Annotated in this window: 18 protein-coding genes; 5 read left to right on the top strand and 13 right to left on the bottom strand. The window is 65.2% G+C overall.

From position 1 onward, the window contains the following. Nucleotide 1: 1 nt before the first annotated feature. From N539_RS0104205 to N539_RS0104170, 8 genes are all read right to left on the bottom strand, one after another. Nucleotides 2–1,516, bottom strand: coding sequence for a CpaF family protein (locus tag N539_RS0104205; RefSeq protein WP_028969267.1), 1,515 nt, complete (start codon nucleotides 1,514–1,516; stop codon nucleotides 2–4). A 120-nt stretch (nucleotides 1,517–1,636) separates the two neighbouring features. Beyond that, entirely contained in the window at nucleotides 1,637–1,897 is a 261-nt protein-coding gene (locus tag N539_RS0104200) for an ATP synthase F1 subunit epsilon (protein WP_028969266.1), read from the bottom strand. Further along, complete coding sequence (locus N539_RS0104195) at nucleotides 1,878–2,081, bottom strand: hypothetical protein (protein WP_028969265.1); 204 nt, start codon at nucleotides 2,079–2,081, stop codon at nucleotides 1,878–1,880. Before N539_RS0104195 ends, N539_RS0104200 begins: the two co-directional genes overlap by 20 nt. After that, nucleotides 2,082–3,605, bottom strand: coding sequence for a F0F1 ATP synthase subunit beta (atpD, locus tag N539_RS0104190; protein ID WP_028969264.1), 1,524 nt, complete (start codon nucleotides 3,603–3,605; stop codon nucleotides 2,082–2,084). Nucleotides 3,606–3,631: 26 nt separating this feature from the next. Continuing rightward, on the bottom strand, nucleotides 3,632–4,519 hold the full coding sequence (locus N539_RS0104185) for a F0F1 ATP synthase subunit gamma (protein ID WP_028969263.1): 888 nt from the start codon (nucleotides 4,517–4,519) through the stop codon (nucleotides 3,632–3,634). Beyond that, nucleotides 4,520–6,049, bottom strand: coding sequence for a F0F1 ATP synthase subunit alpha (gene atpA, locus N539_RS0104180; RefSeq protein WP_028969262.1), 1,530 nt, complete (start codon nucleotides 6,047–6,049; stop codon nucleotides 4,520–4,522). Nucleotides 6,050–6,057: 8 nt separating this feature from the next. Further along, nucleotides 6,058–6,612, bottom strand: coding sequence for a F0F1 ATP synthase subunit delta (locus N539_RS0104175; RefSeq protein WP_028969261.1), 555 nt, complete (start codon nucleotides 6,610–6,612; stop codon nucleotides 6,058–6,060). Nucleotides 6,613–6,748: 136 nt separating this feature from the next. Further along, complete coding sequence (locus N539_RS0104170) at nucleotides 6,749–7,210, bottom strand: GNAT family N-acetyltransferase (RefSeq protein WP_028969260.1); 462 nt, start codon at nucleotides 7,208–7,210, stop codon at nucleotides 6,749–6,751. Nucleotides 7,211–7,279: 69 nt separating this feature from the next. Here N539_RS0104170 and N539_RS0104165 point away from each other — a divergent pair, with 69 nt between their 5' ends. The 3 genes from N539_RS0104165 (at nucleotide 7,280) to N539_RS0104155 (ending at nucleotide 9,782) form a co-directional block, all read left to right on the top strand. Next, the gene (locus N539_RS0104165) at nucleotides 7,280–7,747 is read left to right on the top strand and encodes a DUF1203 domain-containing protein (RefSeq protein WP_028969259.1); all 468 of its coding nucleotides are present in this window, start codon (nucleotides 7,280–7,282) and stop codon (nucleotides 7,745–7,747) included. Nucleotides 7,748–7,842: 95 nt separating this feature from the next. Further along, nucleotides 7,843–8,862, top strand: coding sequence for a methylated-DNA--[protein]-cysteine S-methyltransferase (locus N539_RS0104160; protein ID WP_051531491.1), 1,020 nt, complete (start codon nucleotides 7,843–7,845; stop codon nucleotides 8,860–8,862). A gap of 53 nt (nucleotides 8,863–8,915) precedes the next feature. Continuing rightward, entirely contained in the window at nucleotides 8,916–9,782 is an 867-nt protein-coding gene (locus tag N539_RS0104155; protein WP_028969257.1) for a CPBP family intramembrane glutamic endopeptidase, read from the top strand. Nucleotides 9,783–9,792: 10 nt separating this feature from the next. Here N539_RS0104155 and N539_RS0104150 read toward each other — a convergent pair whose 3' ends face one another. The 5 genes from N539_RS0104150 to N539_RS0104130 all read right to left on the bottom strand — a co-directional run bounded on the left by N539_RS0104150 (nucleotide 9,793) and on the right by N539_RS0104130 (nucleotide 14,927). Next, a complete protein-coding gene (locus N539_RS0104150) occupies nucleotides 9,793–11,382 on the bottom strand; it encodes a tetratricopeptide repeat protein (RefSeq protein ID WP_231462869.1) in 1,590 nt (529 codons plus the stop codon). Between the two features lie 14 nt (nucleotides 11,383–11,396). Then, nucleotides 11,397–13,559, bottom strand: a complete 2,163-nt coding sequence (locus N539_RS0104145) for a primosomal protein N' (RefSeq protein ID WP_028969255.1) — start codon at nucleotides 13,557–13,559, stop codon at nucleotides 11,397–11,399. Nucleotides 13,560–13,664: 105 nt separating this feature from the next. Then, nucleotides 13,665–14,444: a phosphoribosylaminoimidazolesuccinocarboxamide synthase gene (gene purC, locus N539_RS0104140; protein ID WP_028969254.1), complete on the bottom strand. Its 780-nt coding sequence runs from the start codon at nucleotides 14,442–14,444 to the stop codon at nucleotides 13,665–13,667. 85 nt (nucleotides 14,445–14,529) lie between these two features. Beyond that, nucleotides 14,530–14,706 carry a hypothetical protein gene (locus N539_RS18380; RefSeq protein WP_156029750.1) on the bottom strand — a complete coding sequence of 59 codons (177 nt, stop codon included), beginning with the start codon at nucleotides 14,704–14,706 and terminating at the stop codon, nucleotides 14,530–14,532. 32 nt (nucleotides 14,707–14,738) lie between these two features. Then, complete coding sequence (locus tag N539_RS0104130) at nucleotides 14,739–14,927, bottom strand: hypothetical protein (protein ID WP_028969253.1); 189 nt, start codon at nucleotides 14,925–14,927, stop codon at nucleotides 14,739–14,741. Nucleotides 14,928–15,148: 221 nt separating this feature from the next. On the opposite strand from N539_RS0104130, the gene N539_RS15320 reads away from it, so the two are divergent. Both N539_RS15320 and parC read left to right on the top strand, forming a co-directional pair. Continuing rightward, complete coding sequence (locus tag N539_RS15320; protein ID WP_231462865.1) at nucleotides 15,149–16,105, top strand: LysR substrate-binding domain-containing protein; 957 nt, start codon at nucleotides 15,149–15,151, stop codon at nucleotides 16,103–16,105. A gap of 192 nt (nucleotides 16,106–16,297) precedes the next feature. Continuing rightward, entirely contained in the window at nucleotides 16,298–18,523 is a 2,226-nt protein-coding gene (gene parC / locus N539_RS0104120; RefSeq protein ID WP_028969252.1) for a DNA topoisomerase IV subunit A, read from the top strand. The last annotated feature ends 27 nt before the right edge of the window (nucleotides 18,524–18,550 follow it).

The following is an 18,550-nucleotide window of genomic DNA, read 5'->3' as shown; positions in this document are numbered from 1 at the left end:
CCTAGAGGCAGGCCTCGAGATAGGGTTGGTCGAAGCCAAACATCTTCGCTTTCTCCAGCGTGTAGGGACGAAGGCCCATCGACCGATACTCGCCGATGATCTTCCCGTCGGCGCTTTCGTCGAGATATTCGAACTTGAACAGTTCCTGGGTGACGATCACGTCGCCTTCCATGCCGATCACCTCGGTGATGTTGGTGGTGCGGCGCGAACCGTCCCGAAGGCGCTTGACCTGGATGATGAGGTCGACCGAGTCCGCGATCTGGCGGCTGATCGCCTCCTTCGGGATCTTGATGTCCGACATCATCACCATGTTTTCCATACGCGCGAGGCACTCGCGCGGGGAGTTGGAGTGAAGCGTAGCGCATGATCCGTCGTGGCCGGTGTTCATCGCCGCCAGCAGGTCGAAACACTCCTGGCCGCGAATCTCGCCGAGGATGATGCGATCGGGGCGCATGCGCAAAGCGTTGATGACGAGGTCGCGGATGCTGATCGCGCCCTGGCCCTCGAGGTTCGCCGGCCGGGTTTCGAGCGGCAGCCAGTGCGGCTGCTGCAGCCGAAGCTCGGCGGCGTCCTCGATCGTGATGACGCGCTCGCCCGGGTCGATCATCTTCGACAAAGCGTTGAGCATGGTCGTCTTGCCCGAGCCGGTACCGCCCGAGATAATCACGTTCATGCGCGACGCGCCGGCGATCTTGAGCACGGTCGCCATCTTGTCCGACATCGAGCCGAAGCCCTTCATCATGTCGAGGGTGATCGGCTTCTCGGAGAACTTACGAATTGAAATGGCGGTGCCGCGCAGCGACAGCGGTGGGACGATCACGTTGACGCGGCTGCCGTCCTGAAGGCGAGCGTCGCACAGCGGGGTGGTCTGGTCGATGCGGCGGCCGACCTTGTTGACGATACGCTGGGCGATCTGGAACAGATGCTCCTCGTCGCGAAACTGGATCGACGCGATCTCGAGCTTGCCCTTGCGCTCGATGTAACATTGCTCGGGGCCGTTGACCATGATGTCGCTGACCGCCGGGTCGGCGAGCAGCTCTTCCAGCGGGCCGAGACCAAGCAGCTCGTCGACCAGCACCTTTTCGAGCGCGAACTGCTCGCGACGGTTGAGGTTGATTTTGAGCTCGGTCAGGACCTCGGAAATGATCGGACGGAATTCCTCGGCCAGCTCGTCCTTGCTGAGCGTGGCGGCCGCTTCCGGGTCGACGCGTTCGAGCAGGCGAGGGAGGACCTGTTCCTTGATCCGGTGAACCGAGGCCTCGAAGCCTTCCGACTTGCTGCTGCCTTGCTCGCCGCTGGCGTTCTGGCGCGCCGTGAGCCGATCCATCGCGCCGCCCGTGGAGCCGCTCGGCGTCTCCATCGCGTCCTCGGGAACTGCGAGGTCATCGATCGGCGGGAACTGGTCGCCGCCCTCAAGCGGGGCCGACGAGCCCGCGGGCCCGCCCTTCATCGGCTTGGCAACGCCGAAGCTTGGCCGCCCGCCGCTGATCCCGCCACGCTTACCGAATGCGCTCATGCCGTTTGCCACTCGCTTACTGGAAATCCGCGCGGAGAATTAACGACAGATGCCTAAAGAATGACTAACCTTCAAAATTAGACGCCGCGGCGGCACGCGGTCGGGGCCTACTACCAAAACCTATTCGCCGGCGCTCTCGGCGAGCACGGTCAGGCCCTTGTCGCCAACCTCCGCGAAGCCGCCGGTCACGAGGATTCGCTCGGGCTGCCCGCCCGCGGTGCGGTAAACCGCGATCTCGGCGTTGCGGAGCGTGGTCATGTAGGGCGCGTGGCCGGCCATGATGCCGGAATCGCCCTCGGTGCCGGGAACGACGACCATGTAGACGTCGTCCGCCATCACCAGCCGGTCCGGAGTCACCAGCTCAAAATGCAGATCGGCCATCAGTCCTTGCCTTCAATTTGGCGTCGAATGCGCCGGTCGCCGCCTCGAACTTGTCGCGGCAGCCGGTGTTACAGAAGCCGACGACCTGGCCCTTGTAGAGCGTCAGGCTATCGGCACTGACCGGGTCTCCCGACCAAGGGCAGCGCTCGTTGACGCAGTCTTCGAGGCGAAGGACGTCCGCCACTTAGGCCTCGTGAGCCATCTTCTCGGCCTTGGCGACGGCTTCGTCGATGCCGCCGACCATGTAGAAGGCCGCTTCCGGAAGGTGGTCGTATTCGCCGTTCACCACCGCCTTGAACGAGCGCACCGTGTCCTCGACCTGGACGAACTTGCCGGGGATTCCGGTGAACACTTCGGCGACGTGGAACGGCTGCGAAAGGAAGCGCTGGATCTTGCGCGCGCGGCTGACGGTGAGCTTATCCTCTTCCGACAGCTCGTCCATGCCGAGAATGGCGATGATGTCCTGCAGGCTCTTGTAGCGCTGCAGAGTCTCCTGAACCGCGCGGGCAGTTTCGTAATGCTCCTGCCCGACGACCGCGGGAGTCAGCACGCGGCTGGTCGAATCGAGCGGATCGACCGCTGGATAGATGCCGAGCTCGGAGATCGCGCGGTTGAGCGTGGTCGTTGCGTCCAAGTGGGCGAACGAGGTCGCCGGAGCCGGGTCGGTCAAGTCGTCGGCGGGCACGTAGATCGCCTGAACCGAAGTGATCGACCCCTTGTTGGTCGATGTGATACGTTCCTGGAGCGTGCCCATGTCGGTCGCCAGCGTCGGTTGGTAGCCCACGGCGGAGGGGATGCGGCCCAAGAGCGCCGACACTTCCGAACCGGCCTGGGTGAAGCGGAAGATGTTGTCGACGAAGAACAGGACGTCCTGGCCCTCGACGTCGCGGAAATATTCCGCCTGGGTGAGACCGGACAGAGCGACGCGAGCGCGGGCTCCCGGCGGCTCGTTCATCTGGCCGAACACCAATGCGACCTTCGAGCCTTCGGGCGTCGGGTTGCCGTCCTTGTCCTTGGCGATGACGCCCGCGTCGAGGAACTCGTGATAGAGGTCATTGCCTTCGCGGGTGCGCTCGCCGACGCCGGCGAACACCGAAACGCCGCCGTGACCCTTGGCGATGTTGTTGATCAGCTCCTGGATGAGCACGGTCTTGCCGACTCCGGCGCCGCCGAACAGGCCGATCTTGCCGCCGCGCGCGTAAGGCGCGAGCAGGTCGATAACCTTGATCCCGGTGACCAGGATCGCGGCTTCGGTCGACTGGTCGACGAAGGGGGGAGCTTCCGCGTGGATCGGGGCGAACAGGTCGCTGCCGATCGGGCCGCGCTCGTCAATCGGCTCGCCGATCACGTTCATGATGCGGCCGAGCGTCTTCGGGCCGACCGGCACGCGGATCTGCGAGCCGGTGGCGTTGACGGTCTGGCCGCGGGTGAGGCCGTCGGTCGAGTCCATCGCGATGGTGCGAACGACGTTCTCGCCGAGGTGCTGCGCGACCTCGAGCACGAGCTTGTTGCCGCCATTGTCGGTAACCAGCGCCGAGAGGATCGGCGGCAGGTCGCCTTCGAACGCGACGTCGACGACCGCGCCGATCACCTGCGAGACGCGGCCGACGAGGTTGGTCGTCTGCGCCGTCGCCTTGGGCGTCGCTGGGGGAGCAGCCTTGGGCGCGGCTTTTCTGGCTTTGGGCTTCGTGTCGGCGGCGGTGGCCATGTCTGTCTTCCTTGCGTTCAAGTTCGTTAGAGCGCCTCGGCGCCCGAGATGATTTCGATGAGCTCGGTGGTGATCACGGCCTGACGGGTTCGGTTGTACTGGATCGACAGCTTGTTGATCATGTCGCCGGCATTGCGGGTCGCATTGTCCATCGCGGTCATTTGGCTGCCGTAGAAGCCGGCCTGGTTCTCGAGCAGCGCGCGATAGACCTGCACCGCAATCGCGCGCGGGATGAGGTCGTTGAGGATGTCCTCTTCGTCCGGCTCATATTCGATCGCGGCGAGCGAAGCGGGACCGCTCGCTTCTTCTTCGTCCGCGCGCGGCGGGACCGGGATGATCTGGTCGACCGTCGGCTCCTGGACCAACGTCGAGCGGAAGTTGGCGTAAGCGAGGTGGACGACGTCGATGCCATCGGTCGTGTAACGGTCGATGATGTCCTTGGCGATCGCTTGGGCGTCGGCATAGCTCGGCGCCTTGATCTCGGTGGTGTCGAACTGCGCGATGATCTGCTTGGGATAGAAGCGCTGGAGGACCGGACGGCCCTTGCGGCCGACGATGTAGAACAGCACCGTCTTGCCCTGGGCGGTCAGCTCGTCGGCTTTGCGCCGTGCGGCGCGAACGATGTTGCTGTTGAACGCTCCCGCGAGCCCGCGATCGCCGGTCGCGACCATGATTAGGTGGGTGTCGTCTTTCCCGGTGCCGACCATCAGCTTGGGACTCTGCGGACCCGGAGTGATTTTGGCTGCGAGCGAGCCCACGACCTCGATCATGCGCGCCGAATAGGGTCGCGCGGCGACCGCATTCTGCTGAGCGCGGCGAAGCTTCGACGCCGCGACCATGTTCAGCGCCTTGGTGATCTTCTGCGTCGACTTGACTGAGCCGATGCGGAGCTTGAGGGCCTTGAGTGACGCCATTTACGCGAAGGTCTTCCCGAATTCGGTCAGCGCGTCCTTGAGCCCCTTAGCGGTGTCGTCGTCGAGCGCCTTGGTGTCGCGGATCGCCTTCAGAACGTCTGGCTTTTCCGAGCGGAGGAAGCTCAGCATCGCTGCTTCGTAGCGGACGACGTCCTTGGTGCCGACGGTGTCGAGGAAGCCCTGGGTTCCGGCGTAGATCGACGCGACCTGCTCTTCGACCGGCATCGGCTGATACTGTCCCTGCTTGAGCAGTTCGGTCAGCCGCGCGCCGCGGGCGAGCAGCTTCTGGGTCGAAGCGTCGAGGTCGGAGCCGAACTGCGCGAACGCCGCCATTTCGCGATACTGGGCTAGCTCCAGCTTGATCGAACCGGCGACCTTCTTCATCGCCTTGGTCTGCGCGGCCGAGCCGACGCGGCTGACCGACAAGCCGACGTTAATCGCCGGGCGAACGCCCTGATAGAACAGGTCGGTCTCGAGGAAGATCTGGCCGTCGGTGATCGAGATGACGTTGGTCGGAATATAGGCCGAGACGTCGCCGGCCTGGGTCTCGATGATCGGCAGCGCGGTCAGCGATCCGCCGCCGTTGTCCTCGTTCATCTTCGCTGCGCGCTCGAGCAAACGGCTGTGAAGGTAGAAAACGTCGCCCGGATAGGCTTCGCGGCCGGGCGGGCGGCGCAGAAGCAGCGACATCTGGCGATAGGCGACGGCCTGCTTGGACAAGTCGTCATAGACGATCACGGCGTGCATTCCGTTGTCGCGGAAATATTCGCCCATCGCGCAGCCAGTGTAGGGCGCGAGGAACTGCAACGGCGCCGGTTCCGAGGCGGTCGCGGCGACGACGATGGTATATTCCATCGCGCCATTCTCTTCGAGCGCGCGGACGATCTGGGCGACGGTCGAGCGCTTCTGGCCGATCGCGACATAGATGCAGTAGAGCTTCTCGCTCTCCTTGCCCGACTTGTTGATTTCCTTCTGGTTGATGAAGGTGTCGAGCGCGACGGCGGTCTTGCCGGTCTGGCGGTCGCCGATGATCAGCTCGCGCTGGCCGCGGCCGATCGGAACCAGTGCATCGAGCGCCTTGAGGCCGGTCTGGACCGGCTCGTGCACCGACTTGCGCGGGATGATGCCGGGCGCCTTGACCTCGACGCGGCGGCGCTCGGTCGTCTCGATCGGGCCCTTGCCGTCGATCGGGTTGCCGAGCGCGTCGACGACGCGGCCGAGCAGCGCCTTGCCGATCGGAACGTCGACGATGGTGCCGGTGCGCTTGACCGTCGAGCCTTCCGAAATCTCCGCGTCCGAGCCGAAGATGACGACGCCGACATTGTCGGCCTCGAGGTTCAGGGCCATGCCCTTGGTGCCGTTGGCGAACTCGACCATCTCGCCCGCCTGGACATTGTCGAGCCCGTAGATGCGCGCGATGCCGTCGCCGACGGACAGCACGGTGCCGACTTCGGAGACCTCTGCGTCGGCCGAGAAATTCGCGATCTGGTCGCGGATGACGCGGGAGATTTCAGCGGCGCGGATATCCATGGTTTAGCTTAGCCTTTCATCGCGGATGCGAGACGGTTGAGTTTGGTGCGGATCGAGGAATCGATCATCTGGCTGCCCAGCTTGACGACGATGCCGCCGAGGACGGCGGGGTCGACCGAGGCTTCGAGCGTGACGTCGCGGCCGGCGCGAGCGCGCAGCTGCTGCTTCAGAGCGGCGACCTGGTCGTCCTTGAGCGGGTAGGCGGTGACGACCTCGGCAATGGTCTCGCCGCGGTGGTCGGCGGCGAGGCGTCCGTAAGCCCGGATGATCGAGCGGAGCTCGCTCTTGCGGCCATTGCGGGCGAGGACGCCGAGGAAGTTGGCAGTGATCGGATCAAGCGAAAGCTTGGCGCCTAGCGCGGCAAACGCCTTGCCCGCTTGCTGACGGCCGATCAGCGGGCTTGCCGTCAGCTGCGCAAATTCCTTTGAATCGACGAGCGCCGAGCCAAGCGCATCGAGGCTGCGGCCGACGGCGTCGATCTGGCGCTGCTCGCGCGCAAGGTCGAACAGCGCGGACGCGTAGCGCCCCGCTAAGCTGGCCCGAATGCCGCTGGATGTCTCCACGCGCGAAAAGCTCCAGAACTGGAATTTTGCCCCATGAAAAAACGGGGCGCAGGAACGGGTTGCCCCGGCACGCCCCCATGGGATGCGCGGCCCCTAGCAAGGGGTCGGCGGTGATGCAAGGCGATGGTCGGTTCGGCTACAACCGGCGCGACAAAAAGCTGCTGAACGGGATGTCGTGGTAGTCGCCGAACCGTCCCCACGGCTGGAAGCCTTCGCTTTCGTAGAGACGAAGGGCAGGGGTGAAGGGCTCGGTGTTGCCGGTCTCGAGGCTGAGGCGAGCGTAACCGCGGTCACGCGCCTCGGCGACGATGTGGCGGAGGACGGCCCGGCCGACCCCGCGGCCGAGAGCGGCGGGGGCGGTCCGCATCGATTTGAGCTCGCCGTGGTCGGACGCCAATTCTTTAAGGGCGCCAACGCCGACCAGCTCGCCGTCCTCGCGCGCCGACCAGAAGGTCACGGATGGGTCGCGCAGGCCGACCGCCGGAAGCACGCGGCAAGCGTCGGGAGGCGAGATCGCGTGCATCTGAGCGCAATGGAAATCGAGCAGCGCCTGGACGTCGAAGCTTTCGAGGTCGCCGACATGGAAGCTGAGGGTCATCAGTGAACCCCTAACTTTGAACGCAAGACGCAGGAAGCGTGAAATGTTGGCGACCGGTACAACCACGCCATGACCTACCGAATCACCGGATTGGACCCCGTCCCCTATCAAGCGCTGTTCGGCCTCTCCGACGAGGAGCTGGCGAAACGCGGCATCGTCCGGATGATGGTTACGGCCAAGCCGAGCTTTCCGTGCCGGGTGAGCCTCACCGATCGCGACATCGGCGAGAGCGTGTTGCTCGTGAACCACGTCAGTCACGACGTCGCGAACCCCTATCGCGCCAGTCACGCGATCTTCGTTGCCGAAAGCGCGGAAGAAGCCGCCGAATTCGTCGATGCGATCCCGCCGGTGTTCGAAACCCGCGTGCTGTCGCTGCGCGGGTTCGATGCCGACGGCATGATGGCCGACGCGATCCTCACCCAGCCGGGCGAGGCGGACGCCGGCATCCGCAAGCTGTTCGGCGACCCGGCGATCGAGACCATCCACGCCCACAATGCGACGCGCGGCTGCTTCTCGGCCAAGATCGAAAGGGCATAACCATGGCAACGCTTGCACAGACCATCCACGCGCCTAGATCAGAAGCCGTGAGCAACGTCGCGCGCCTCGATCCCGAGACCGCCTGGGCCGCCTTCATGCGCCGCGACCGCGCCTGGGACGGACGGGTCATCGGCGCGGTCAAAACGACCGGCATCTATTGCAAGCCGAGCTGCCCGGCGCGTCGTCCCAAGCGGGAGAATGTCCAGTTCTTCGCCAGTGGCGAGGAAGCTCGCGCGGCGGGTTTCCGCCCCTGCCTGCGCTGCAAGCCGGACGAGGTCGGCCGCGACCGCGAGGCGGTCGCCCAAGCGGTCAAGCTGATCGAGGCGGCGGAAGAAGCGCCGACGCTCGACGAGGTGGCCGCAGCCGTCGGCTACGCGCCGCACCACTTCCAGCGGCTGTTCAAGCGCGACCTTGGCGTTTCGCCGGCCGAATATTCGCGGGCGCTGCGCATGCTCCGCGCGCAATCCGCTCTCAAGGAGAATGATCGAGTGACCGATGCCATCTATGACGCCGGCTATTCCGGCCCGAGCGGCTTTTACAGCGACGCGAAGGAGCGGCTCGGCATGACTCCGTCGGCATGGCGCGATGGCGGGCGCGGGGAGACGATCCGCTGGACAACCTTCGACAGCCCGCTGGGGACGATGCTGATCGCATCGACCTCGAAAGGCATCTGCCGGCTGACGTTCGACGACAGCGAAGCGTCGCTGGCGCGCCATTTTCCCAACGCCACCATCGTCCAGGATGATGGCGGCATGCGCGAGTTGGTCGAGGGCGCGCTTGCCGCGATCGAGCACCCGAATGCCGCCCCCGAGCTGCCGATCGATGTCGCCGGTACCGCCTTCCAGGAGAAGGTTTGGCGCGAGCTGCGCAAGATTCCGCTCGGCGAGACACGCAGCTATGCCGAGATCGCGGCCGCCATCGGCCAGCCCACGGCGGTTCGCGCGGTCGGCACGGCCAATGGCGACAACCACGTCGCGGTGCTCATTCCCTGCCATCGCGTGATCCGCAGCGACGGCACGCTCGGCGGCTATGCCGGAGGCCTCGACCGCAAGCGTCATTTGCTGGCCGTCGAAGGCCACCTCTCCGCGTCGCCGGAGCTGCCGCTGGTCGATTAGGCGGTTGCGGGCGCCCTCGCGTTCCGCTCAAACGGGCGCAACGGAGGGCAAGCATGAAGCAACGAAGCCTGTGGCGGCGGATCGTCGATTTTCCGCTGGTGAGCATGGTCATCGGCGTTCTCGTTATCCTGATTGGGCTGACCGTCGCCGGCGCGATCGCCAAGTTCGCGATCCCCGGCAAGGCCGCCGGGCCGGTGAACTATCTGACCGGCTTCTACCTGGTCGCGATGCCGATCCTTGTCCTGCTTTACGTCTTCGTCATCGCGAAGCTTGGCCGACATCCACGCAATGATTTGCGCGACCCCAAGGCGGTTCAGCGCGGGGTCGCCGGCCTGGCCGCTGGCGGGTTGCTGTTTTCAGTGGTGGTGGCGGTCGCAGCCGCACTCGGCGTTTATCGGATTGTCGGGCCCGGTGACACGAGCGGGATGGTTGCCGCGCTACTGGGCTCGGCGCTGTTCCCCGCACTTTCTGAGGAGATGCTGTTTCGCGGCGTACTGTTCCGGTGGCTCGAAGAGTTCGGCGGCAGCTGGCTCGCGCTGTTCCTGACCTCGGCGTTCTTCGGGGCCAGTCATCTCCTCAACCCCAATGCAAGTTCGATCGCCGCCATCGGCATCGCGGTCGAGGCCGGCGTGATGCTCGGCGCCGCCTACATGCTGACCCGCAGCTTGTGGCTGCCGATGGGGATCCACGCCGCGTGGAACTTCACTCAGGGCGAGATCTACGACATTCCAGTGTCGGGCATGCCGGTCCACGGCGTCGTCGACGCGCGGCTGTGCTGCAATCCGCTCCTCACCGGCAACGGCTTCGGGCTCGAGGCGTCGCTCATCGCCATGGTCATCGCGACGCTGTTCGGCCTGTGGCTGCTGTGGCTGGCGATCCGGCGCGGCGAGCTCAAGCGGCCGATGTGGATGCAGGGATAGCGCTACTCGTTCATTCCCCTGTGTCGTCGTCATCTGGCGCAGGCGCCGACAGCGCCGCCAGTGCGGATTTCGCATCCTTTGCAGCCAGCGCATTCATGATCTTGCGAGCCTGGTCCCGGCCGCCGCTGGAGTGAGGATCGAAGGCAACCGGACCCAGCGTATTCTTGGCTTCCGCGAATTTGCCATCTTCGATCAACTGCTCGACGGCCATCATCCTCAGCGACTTGTCCTGAGGAGCCAGCACCAGTGCGTAAAGCAAGCCTTCACTGGCGTTCACCGGTGGCCGAACGCCTGCGCGGCCGAAGCTCTCGTAATAGAGCATCAGCGGTTCTGCATCCTCCGTTTCGAGGCGATTGGCCTTCAGGAAGTTGTCGCGAATGGCAGTCCAGTCCGCCTTCGGGTTCGATGCGGCCAGCTCCATCTCGGCGCGGCCTTTGTAGATTAGGGCCTCTTCGAACTTGGGATCGATTGCCAACGCACGCTCGGCAGCCTGTTCCGATGCCGGATAATTATGGACGTCGAACTCCGCCTCTGCCAGCGCGCGCTGCACGACGGGGTCAGTGGGATAAGTAGCTGCGGTCGCACGGATTTGCGCCGCAATCTCGGGGGCCGCCTTCTTGTCGACTCCCCGGGTCGAGCGAATTCGCGCGGGCATGAGGGCGGCCTCGCCGGCACGCAGAGGCCGCACGGAAACAGTGGTCCTATTTAGCTCTGGGTCGTTGACCTGAAGATATCTGAAGCGGTTCACGTGAAGGTAGCGGTCAGTATCCTGATTGAGTTGCTTCAGGTCTCCGAACGCGTCCGTGGCCGCCTTCATCAAATCGTCGCCACGGCGTATCGCTTCGGCATAGCGGGACAGCTGGCCTTTCCTTTCCGGCGCGAAGGTCAAGTAATGGGTCAGCACCCACGACCAGCCGTAAAAAGCCTCGAGCTGCTCACCGGTCGGTTTTTTCATCCCGCCGCCCAGGAGTACTTCCATTGCTGGCTTCGGAAGCAGATAGAGTCCCGCCACGCGGTGGTTTGCGGGCGTGCCCAGGCGAACCGAGCCGTCGCGCTGAAAATCCGCAGTACTGTAGAATTCGGCGAAGCCTTCGATCAGCCAGGGCGGCAGCGCCGCGTCGGTATTCTGCAGCTGCAGATGGTGAGAATATTCGTGAAAAAAGACGGTATCGGCATCGAGATCCCAGATTTGCCCCGATCCCGACTTCTTCGGCACGAACGCAACCGAGCCCGAAGCGCGCGGGATGTAGAAGCCGGCGATTGGGCTCCGCTTACCGACCGCGAGCTTAGATACGGCGTCGGTCGACGGGAGCACGTATACCGTGACCCGGCCACCATCGCCCAGCGGAGGGTCGTCCATTTCCCGAAGGATTCGAACGGCCTTGTCAAACTTCTCGAGACGGGTCGCGAAGGCTTCGAGCGGCGTGGGCGCTTCATCGGCGTAAATAACGAAGTGAGCGGACTTGGCCTCGAACCACGACGCGTTTGCAGGCGCGGAAGCCATCAAAGGAACGAACACTGCCGAAAAAATCACAAGTTTTCGCATGATCCCTCCCGCGGCTCCCCAAGCCCGATTGACGAGGGGGTTGTTAGAAATCAAGCATTTTTAATATCTTAGAGGAAGCTGTACGGATCGACGTCGACGCTGACTCGGACCTTCGGGCTCCATTCGATGTCGGCCAGCCAGTCGCGAATGACGTCCTGGACGTCGAGGCTGCGGCGGGCGTGGACCAGCAGGCGCTGGCGATGGCGGCCGCGGAGCATCGCCAGCGGCGCGGGGGCAGGGCCGAAGACCGCCATCCCTTCGACGTCGGGCGCGCGATTCGCGATGCGGCGCGCGACAGCTTCGGCATCGCCGGCATCCTCCGCCGAGACGATGATGGCAGCGAGTCGCCCGAATGGCGGCATCGCCGCCTCGCGTCGAGATTCGGTCTCGGCCGCATAGAAACCTGGCGCATCGCCTTTCACCAAGGCCGCGATGACCGGCGCGTCCGGATCGTGGGTCTGGACGAGTACCCGCCCGGGCTTGTCGCCGCGGCCGGCGCGGCCGGCGACCTGCTGGATTTGCTGGAAGCTGCGTTCGGCCGCGCGCAGGTCGCCTCCGGCCAGGCCGAGATCGGCGTCGACCACGCCAACGAGCGTCAGGTTCGGGAAGTGGTAGCCCTTGGTCACCAGCTGCGTGCCGACGACGATGTCGATCTCGCCCGCGTCCATGGCGTCGACGAACTCGGCTGCGCGTTGCGGCGACCAGATGGTGTCCGAGGTGACGATCGCGGTGCGGGCGTCAGGGAACAGCTCGGCGACTTCATCGGCGATTCTCTCGACGCCGGGGCCGCACGCGACCAAAGTGTCCTCTTCGCCGCATTCAGGGCACGCTTTCGGCGGCGGCATGACATGCCCGCAATGGTGGCAGGCGAGGCGATGCATGAGCCGGTGCTCGACCATCCACGCGGTGCAGTTCGGGCATTGAAAGCGGTGGCCGCAGTTGCGGCACAGGGTTAGCGGCGCGAAACCCCGGCGATTGAGGAACAGCAGCGATTGCTCGCCGCGCGCGAGGTTGGCGTCGAGCTCGGCGACCAGGGTCGGTGCGAGCCAGCGGCCGCGCGCCGGCGGGTCTTCCGTCAGGTCGATCGGCCGGATTTCCGGCATGGCGGCGCCGGCGAATCGTTCGGGCAGGCTCACTTCGCGATAGCGGCCGACTTCGACCATTTGCCTGCTCTCGATCGCCGGGGTCGCGGAGGACAGGATCACCGGGATATCCTCGAACTTGGCCCGCATCACAGCCGTATCACGGGCGTGATACTGGACGCCGTCCTCCTGCTTGAAGCTCGGCTCGTGCGCTTCGTCGACAATTATCAATCCGAGCTTCGGGTAGGGAAGGAACAATGCGGAGCGGGCGCCGACCGTGACTTTGGCCTCGCCGCTCGCGATACCGCGCCAGTTCCGCCGCCGCTCGGATGAGCGCAGGCCCGAATGCCAGGCGACCGGCGCACAGCCGAACCGCGCCTCGAACCGCTTCAGGAACGGCTCGGTGAGCGCGATCTCGGGCAGCAGGACCAGCGCCTGGCTTCCCTGCCGGAGACACTCCGCGATCGCTTCGAAATAGACTTCGGTCTTGCCCGATCCGGTAACTCCGTCGAGCAGGACCGGATCGAACCCCTTCCCGACGGCCGCGGCGAGACTATGCGCGGCCTCGCGCTGATCGTCATTCAGGTCGGGCGGCTGATGGTCGGGGTCGGGACAGCGCAGGGGCCGGTCGGCGTCGACCGTGACCGCTTCGAGCGCGCCGGCATTGACCAGCCCGCGCATGACGGCGTCGCCGACCTCGGCGATATCGGCGAGCTCGCGGATTGTGCCTTGGCGGCCATCGAGCGCGGCGAGCGCTTTCTCGCGCTGTGGCGTCAGGCGTTCAGGCGAGACGCCGGTAGGGCGATATTCGGTGAGCTGACGCGGGCCTTCGAGCGCCGCCGACGAAGGCAGCACCATCCGCAACACCGAGGCGAGGGGGGCGAGATAGTAATCCGCGGTCCATTCGCACAGCCGCCGCAACGGGGCAGCGATCGGCGGCACCCCGACGAGGCCGGCCAAAGGCCGCAGCCGTGCGTCGGGCACTTCATTGGTCGCCAGCCGCTCCGCCTCCCACGCCACGCCGAGCAGCTGGCGCGGGCCGAGCGGCGCGACCACGATCGACCCCGGCTCGACCGCCATGCCGTCGGGCACGCGATAATCGAGCGACCCGAGCGCGGCATTCAAGGTGACGACACGGGCGCGGCGCAAACTCGTAAACTCCGTTCGGGCTGAGCCTGTCGAAGCCCCGTCCTGCTCTTTCAAGAAAGACGGCCCTTCGACAAGCTCAGGGCGAACGGGATTTGAGCGGCGGACCTACTTCCCGCGCTTTTTGCGGTGGCTGTCGAGGTCGAGCACGGCGGACTCGTCGTCGGGCTGGAGCAAGCCGAGCCGGCGGGCGACTTCCTGATAGGCTTCCTCGACTTCGCCGAGGTCCTGGCGGAAGCGGTCCTTGTCGAGCTTCTTGTTGGTCTTGAGGTCCCACAGGCGGCAGCCGTCGGGGCTGATCTCGTCGGCCAGGATGACCCGGGCGTAATCGCCGTCCCACACCCGCCCGAACTCCAGCTTGAAGTCGATCAGGCGGATGCCGATCGCCGCGAACATGCCGCACAGGAAATCGTTCACCCGGATCGCCATATCGGCGATGTCGTTCATCTCGTCCTGGCTGGCCCAACCGAAGCAAGCGATATGCTCGTCCGCGATCATTGGGTCGCCGAGCGCGTCGTCCTTGTAATAATATTCGATGATCGTCCGCGGCAGCTGGGTGCCTTCCTCAATACCGAGCCGCTTCGACAGCGAGCCCGCCGCGACGTTGCGGATGACGATCTCGATCGGGATGATCTCGACCTGGCGGATCAGCTGCTCGCGCATGTTGAGCCGGCGGATGAAGTGCGTCGGCACGCCGATCGTCTGCAGCGCGGTGAAAATATGCTCGGAGATGCGGTTGTTGAGGACGCCCTTGCCGCTGATGGTGCCGCGCTTCTGGGCGTTGAAGGCGGTGGCGTCGTCCTTGAAATATTGGATCAGAGTGCCCGGCTCGGGACCCTCATAGAGGATCTTGGCCTTGCCCTCGTAGATTTGCCGGCGGCGGGCCATGTTTTTGCGCATCGCTCCAGGGAGAGGAGGGCGCGCTATAAGCGAGGAGCGCGGCGCGTGCTAGTCCGCGCTCCTCGCCTTGCCGTTACACACGGCGAGCGGGTTTGGTCGGAGCTTCCCAAGGGGCGCTCCACTCGATCCGGTGAAGGACCTTCAGGCTATCGCCGACCGCCCGGCCGATGCCCGAAAACAGAACGCGAAGGCCATCGTTGAGGTCGGCTCGAGCGGATTGGTAGGTCCGGTCGAAGATTTCATCCACCATGGTAACCATTCCTTTCCTCGCTTTATCTTTTCTCACAGCGCCATCGGGTAGGCGTCGATGAGGTCGTTGGCGGGTTTCAGGGCGCGTTCGATCGCCGCGAGGCGACCGTCGGCGTCGAGGGAGCGCCACGACCGCGCCGTCGAACGTGTCGACTGCAGCTTCATGACCTGCTCGGCGGGACCGTCTTCGATGAACACACGGGGACTGAGGCCATAAGTCATGGCGTACCTCCTTTCCTGTTGTGGGCCGCCAGCGAGGGGGCTGGCTAAGGGAGGGGATCAACCTCACTGGCGGCTGGAAGTCTATGTAGATTCGGGGCGCTCGTTTCGCCAATCAAACGCTCGACAGATACCATAAACTGGCCTTATGAATGCTGCCGTCGGAGCACGCTCCGACAGGGGTTCACAAAACCGAAAGCTGGGCAATGCGTCGACTCCCGCCAATGGCTGCCGTCCGGGCCTTTGAGGCCGCCGCCCGGACCGAGAACTTCACGGCCGCCGCCGCTGAGCTCGGAATGACCCAGGCGGCCGTATCTTATCAGGTGAAAAGCCTCGAGGAGCGGCTGGGCTCGCCCCTGTTCGTGCGGGAGCGCGGACGGGCTAGGCTCACTCCGCTCGGGGCGCGGTTGTTGCCGGCGCTGACCGGCGCCTTCGATGCGATCGAGGCCGCGTTCGCCAGCCATCAGCAGGAAGACGAATCGCTGTTGACCATCACCACCACCCATACCTTCGCCAACACCTGGCTGGCGTGGCGGGTCGGGTCGTTTCAGATGGAGCATCCCGATCTCGCGGTCAGGATGACGACCAGCAACGAGCTTTGCGACCTGCGCGGCGGCGATGCCGACATCGCGATCCGCGGCGGCGGCGGCGGTTGGGAGGGAATGGAGGAATACCGGCTGTTCGAGTCGGCCTTCACGCCCATGGCCAGCCCGGAGTGCATTGCCGCGGTCGAGCGCAAGCTCGGCAGGCCGCTCGAGCCCGGCGATCTTCCCGGTCAGAACCGCATCAACCCAAGCGACGACTGGTGGCAGCAATGGTTCGCCGACAACGGCGTTCCCGCCGACGAATCGATCCTCCGCCGCGCTGGCATCCGCCTCGAGAACCAGGCCAATGAAGGCCATGCCGCGATGGCCGGCCAAGGCTTCGCTTTGTTGACGCCTTTATTATGGAAAGGCGACGTCGCCGCCGGCCGGTTGTGCATGCTCTTTCCCGAGCGCGTTTCCGTCCGCGGCTGGTCCTATTGGCTGGTCTATCCGCACGAGCGCCGCATGGTGCCCAAGGTCAAGCGTTTCCGGGAATGGCTGCTCGCCGAAATGCGGTTGGCGCTCGATGAGATCGACGGCGGCTGGACCGCACAGGGCCGAGTGCCGGCGGCCGCGCAAATGCCGGCCCAAAGCTGAAGGTGGGGGCAGGCCTGCGTGCCAACCTGCCCCCGGCCGCGCTGAGCAGGGGAGTGGGAAGCGCGGCTGAGCTGTCCTAATCTCTAGTCATAGACTAGGGAATAGCTCTGCCACTCGGTTCGTCGAGATATTTAGGTCTTTCGGCGCGAGCGAATGAGTGGCAGCGGGCAGACTGCCTTGCTAGGCAGCGGCATGGCTGACCCCGACATTTCCTCCGTCATCGAGACACCTTTCGGCTCCGCGCTTGAGGAGCGCTATCTTGTCTATGCCCTGTCGACGATCACCGCGCGCTCGCTGCCCGACGTCCGCGATGGGTTGAAGCCGGTCCACCGGCGTTTGTTGTGGGCGATGCGCCTGCTCCGGCTCGATCCGGCCTCGGCGTACAAGAAGTCCGCTCGCGTGGTCGGCGACGTCATCGGCAAGTACCACCCGCACGGCGACCAGAGCGTCTATGATGCGATGGTCCGCCTCGCGCAGGATTTCGCGCTGCGCTATCCATTGGTCGACGGCCAGGGCAATTTCGGCAACATCGACGGCGATAATGCGGCTGCCTACCGCTACACCGAAGCGCGGCTGACGGCCGTCGCGACGCAGCTGATGGCCGGGCTCGATGAAGGCTCGGTCGACTTTAAGCCCACCTACAATGGAGAGGAGGAGGAACCCGAGGTCTTCCCCGGCCTGTTCCCCAACCTGCTCGCCAATGGCGCGAGCGGGATCGCGGTCGGCATGGCGACCTCGATTCCCCCGCATAACGTCGCCGAGCTGATCGACGCCGCGGCGCACCTGATCGACAATCCCAAGGCCGAGGACAGCGCCTTGATGGACTTCGTCGCCGGGCCCGATTTCCCCACTGGAGGCGTGCTGGTCGACAGCCGCGACACGATCGCTCTCGCCTACGCGACCGGTCGCGGGGCGTTCCGGCTGCGCGCGCGGATCGAGGTCGAACGCGAGAAGGGCGGCGGCTGGCATCTGCACGTCAGCGAAATGCCCTATGGCGTGCAGAAGGCGAAGCTGATCGAGCAGATCGCGGCGCTGATCGCCGACAAGAAGCTGCCGATCCTCGCCGACGTGAAGGACGAGAGCGACCAGGCGGTGCGGCTGATCCTGGAACCGCGGGCGCGCACTGTCGATCCGGATCTCCTCCTCGAGAGCCTCTACCGGCTGACCGACCTCGAAGTCCGCTTCCCGCTCAACCTCAACGTGCTCGACGCGACCCGCACGCCCGGCGTGATGAGCCTCAAGCAGGCGCTGACCGCGTGGCTCGCGTTTCAGATCGAGGTGCTGGTCCGCCGCAGCCAGGTCCGCATCGGAAAGATCGACGACCGGCTCGAAATCCTCGGCGGGCTCCTCATTGCCTATCTCAATCTCGACCGGGTGATCGCGATCATCCGCGGCGAGGATGAGCCCAAGCCGGTCCTGATGGCCGAGTTCTCGCTGAGCGACCGCCAGGCCGAGGCGATCCTCAACATGCGCCTCAGGAGCTTGCGCAAGCTCGAGGAATTGGAAATCGGCCGCGAGCGCGGGGGACTCGCGAAGGAGCGGGAGGAGCTTGAGAAGCTGGTCGCCGAGCCGGCCCGTCAGCGCCGCCGGCTCAAGAAGGAGCTCGCCGCGCTCAAGGACAAGTTCGGCGACGACCGCCGCACCCGGATCGACGAAGTCGCGCCGGTGCGCGAAATCGATTGGGCCGCGATGATCGAGAAGGAGCCGATCACCGTAATCCTGTCGCAGCGCGGCTGGATCCGGGCGATGAAGGGCCATCTCGCGCTCGAACAGGTCGCCGACCTCAAATGGCGCGAAGGCGACGGCCCATTCATCCATTTCCACGCGCAGACGACGGACAGGCTCGCCCTCTTTGCCTCGAACGGGCGGGTGTACACGCTCGCCGGCGACAAGCTGCCGAGCGCGCGCGGGTTCGGCGAGCCGGTGCGGCTGTTCATCGACTTGGATGCCGAGGTCGAGATCGTCCAGCTGGTCGTCGTCCGGCCGGACATGAAGCTGCTGCTCGCTTCGTCCGACGGCAAGGGCTTCGTCACCAGCGGCGAGGCGACGCTCGCCGAAACTCGCAAGGGCAAGCAGCTGGTCAATGTTCGTCCCGGCGCTCGACTCGCGGTCGTGCGGGCGATGGCCGACGACGCTGATGCGGTCGCCGTGATCGGTGAGAACCGCAAGATGCTCGTCTTCGCGCTCACCGAGCTGCCCGAGCTCGGACGCGGGCAGGGGGTGACGCTGCAGCGCTACCGCGATGGCGGGCTGTCCGATGCGCTCGCCTTCAAGCTCGCGGATGGGCTGAGCTGGGTGCTTGGCGGTGAGAGCGGCCGGGTCCGAACTGAGACCGATCTCACCTCGTGGCGTGCCGCGCGCGGAGCGGCGGGCCGAATGCCGCCGATCGGATTCCCCCGCAGCAACCGCTTCGGATGAGCCGGTTAACCAACCTGGGTTAACATG

The organism is Sphingomonas sp. URHD0057, from assembly GCF_000620665.1.
Taxonomy (GTDB): Bacteria; Pseudomonadota; Alphaproteobacteria; order Sphingomonadales; family Sphingomonadaceae; genus Sphingomicrobium.
Note: the sequence above shows the minus strand (reverse complement) of the source record. Positions and strands in the feature narration are given on the sequence as shown.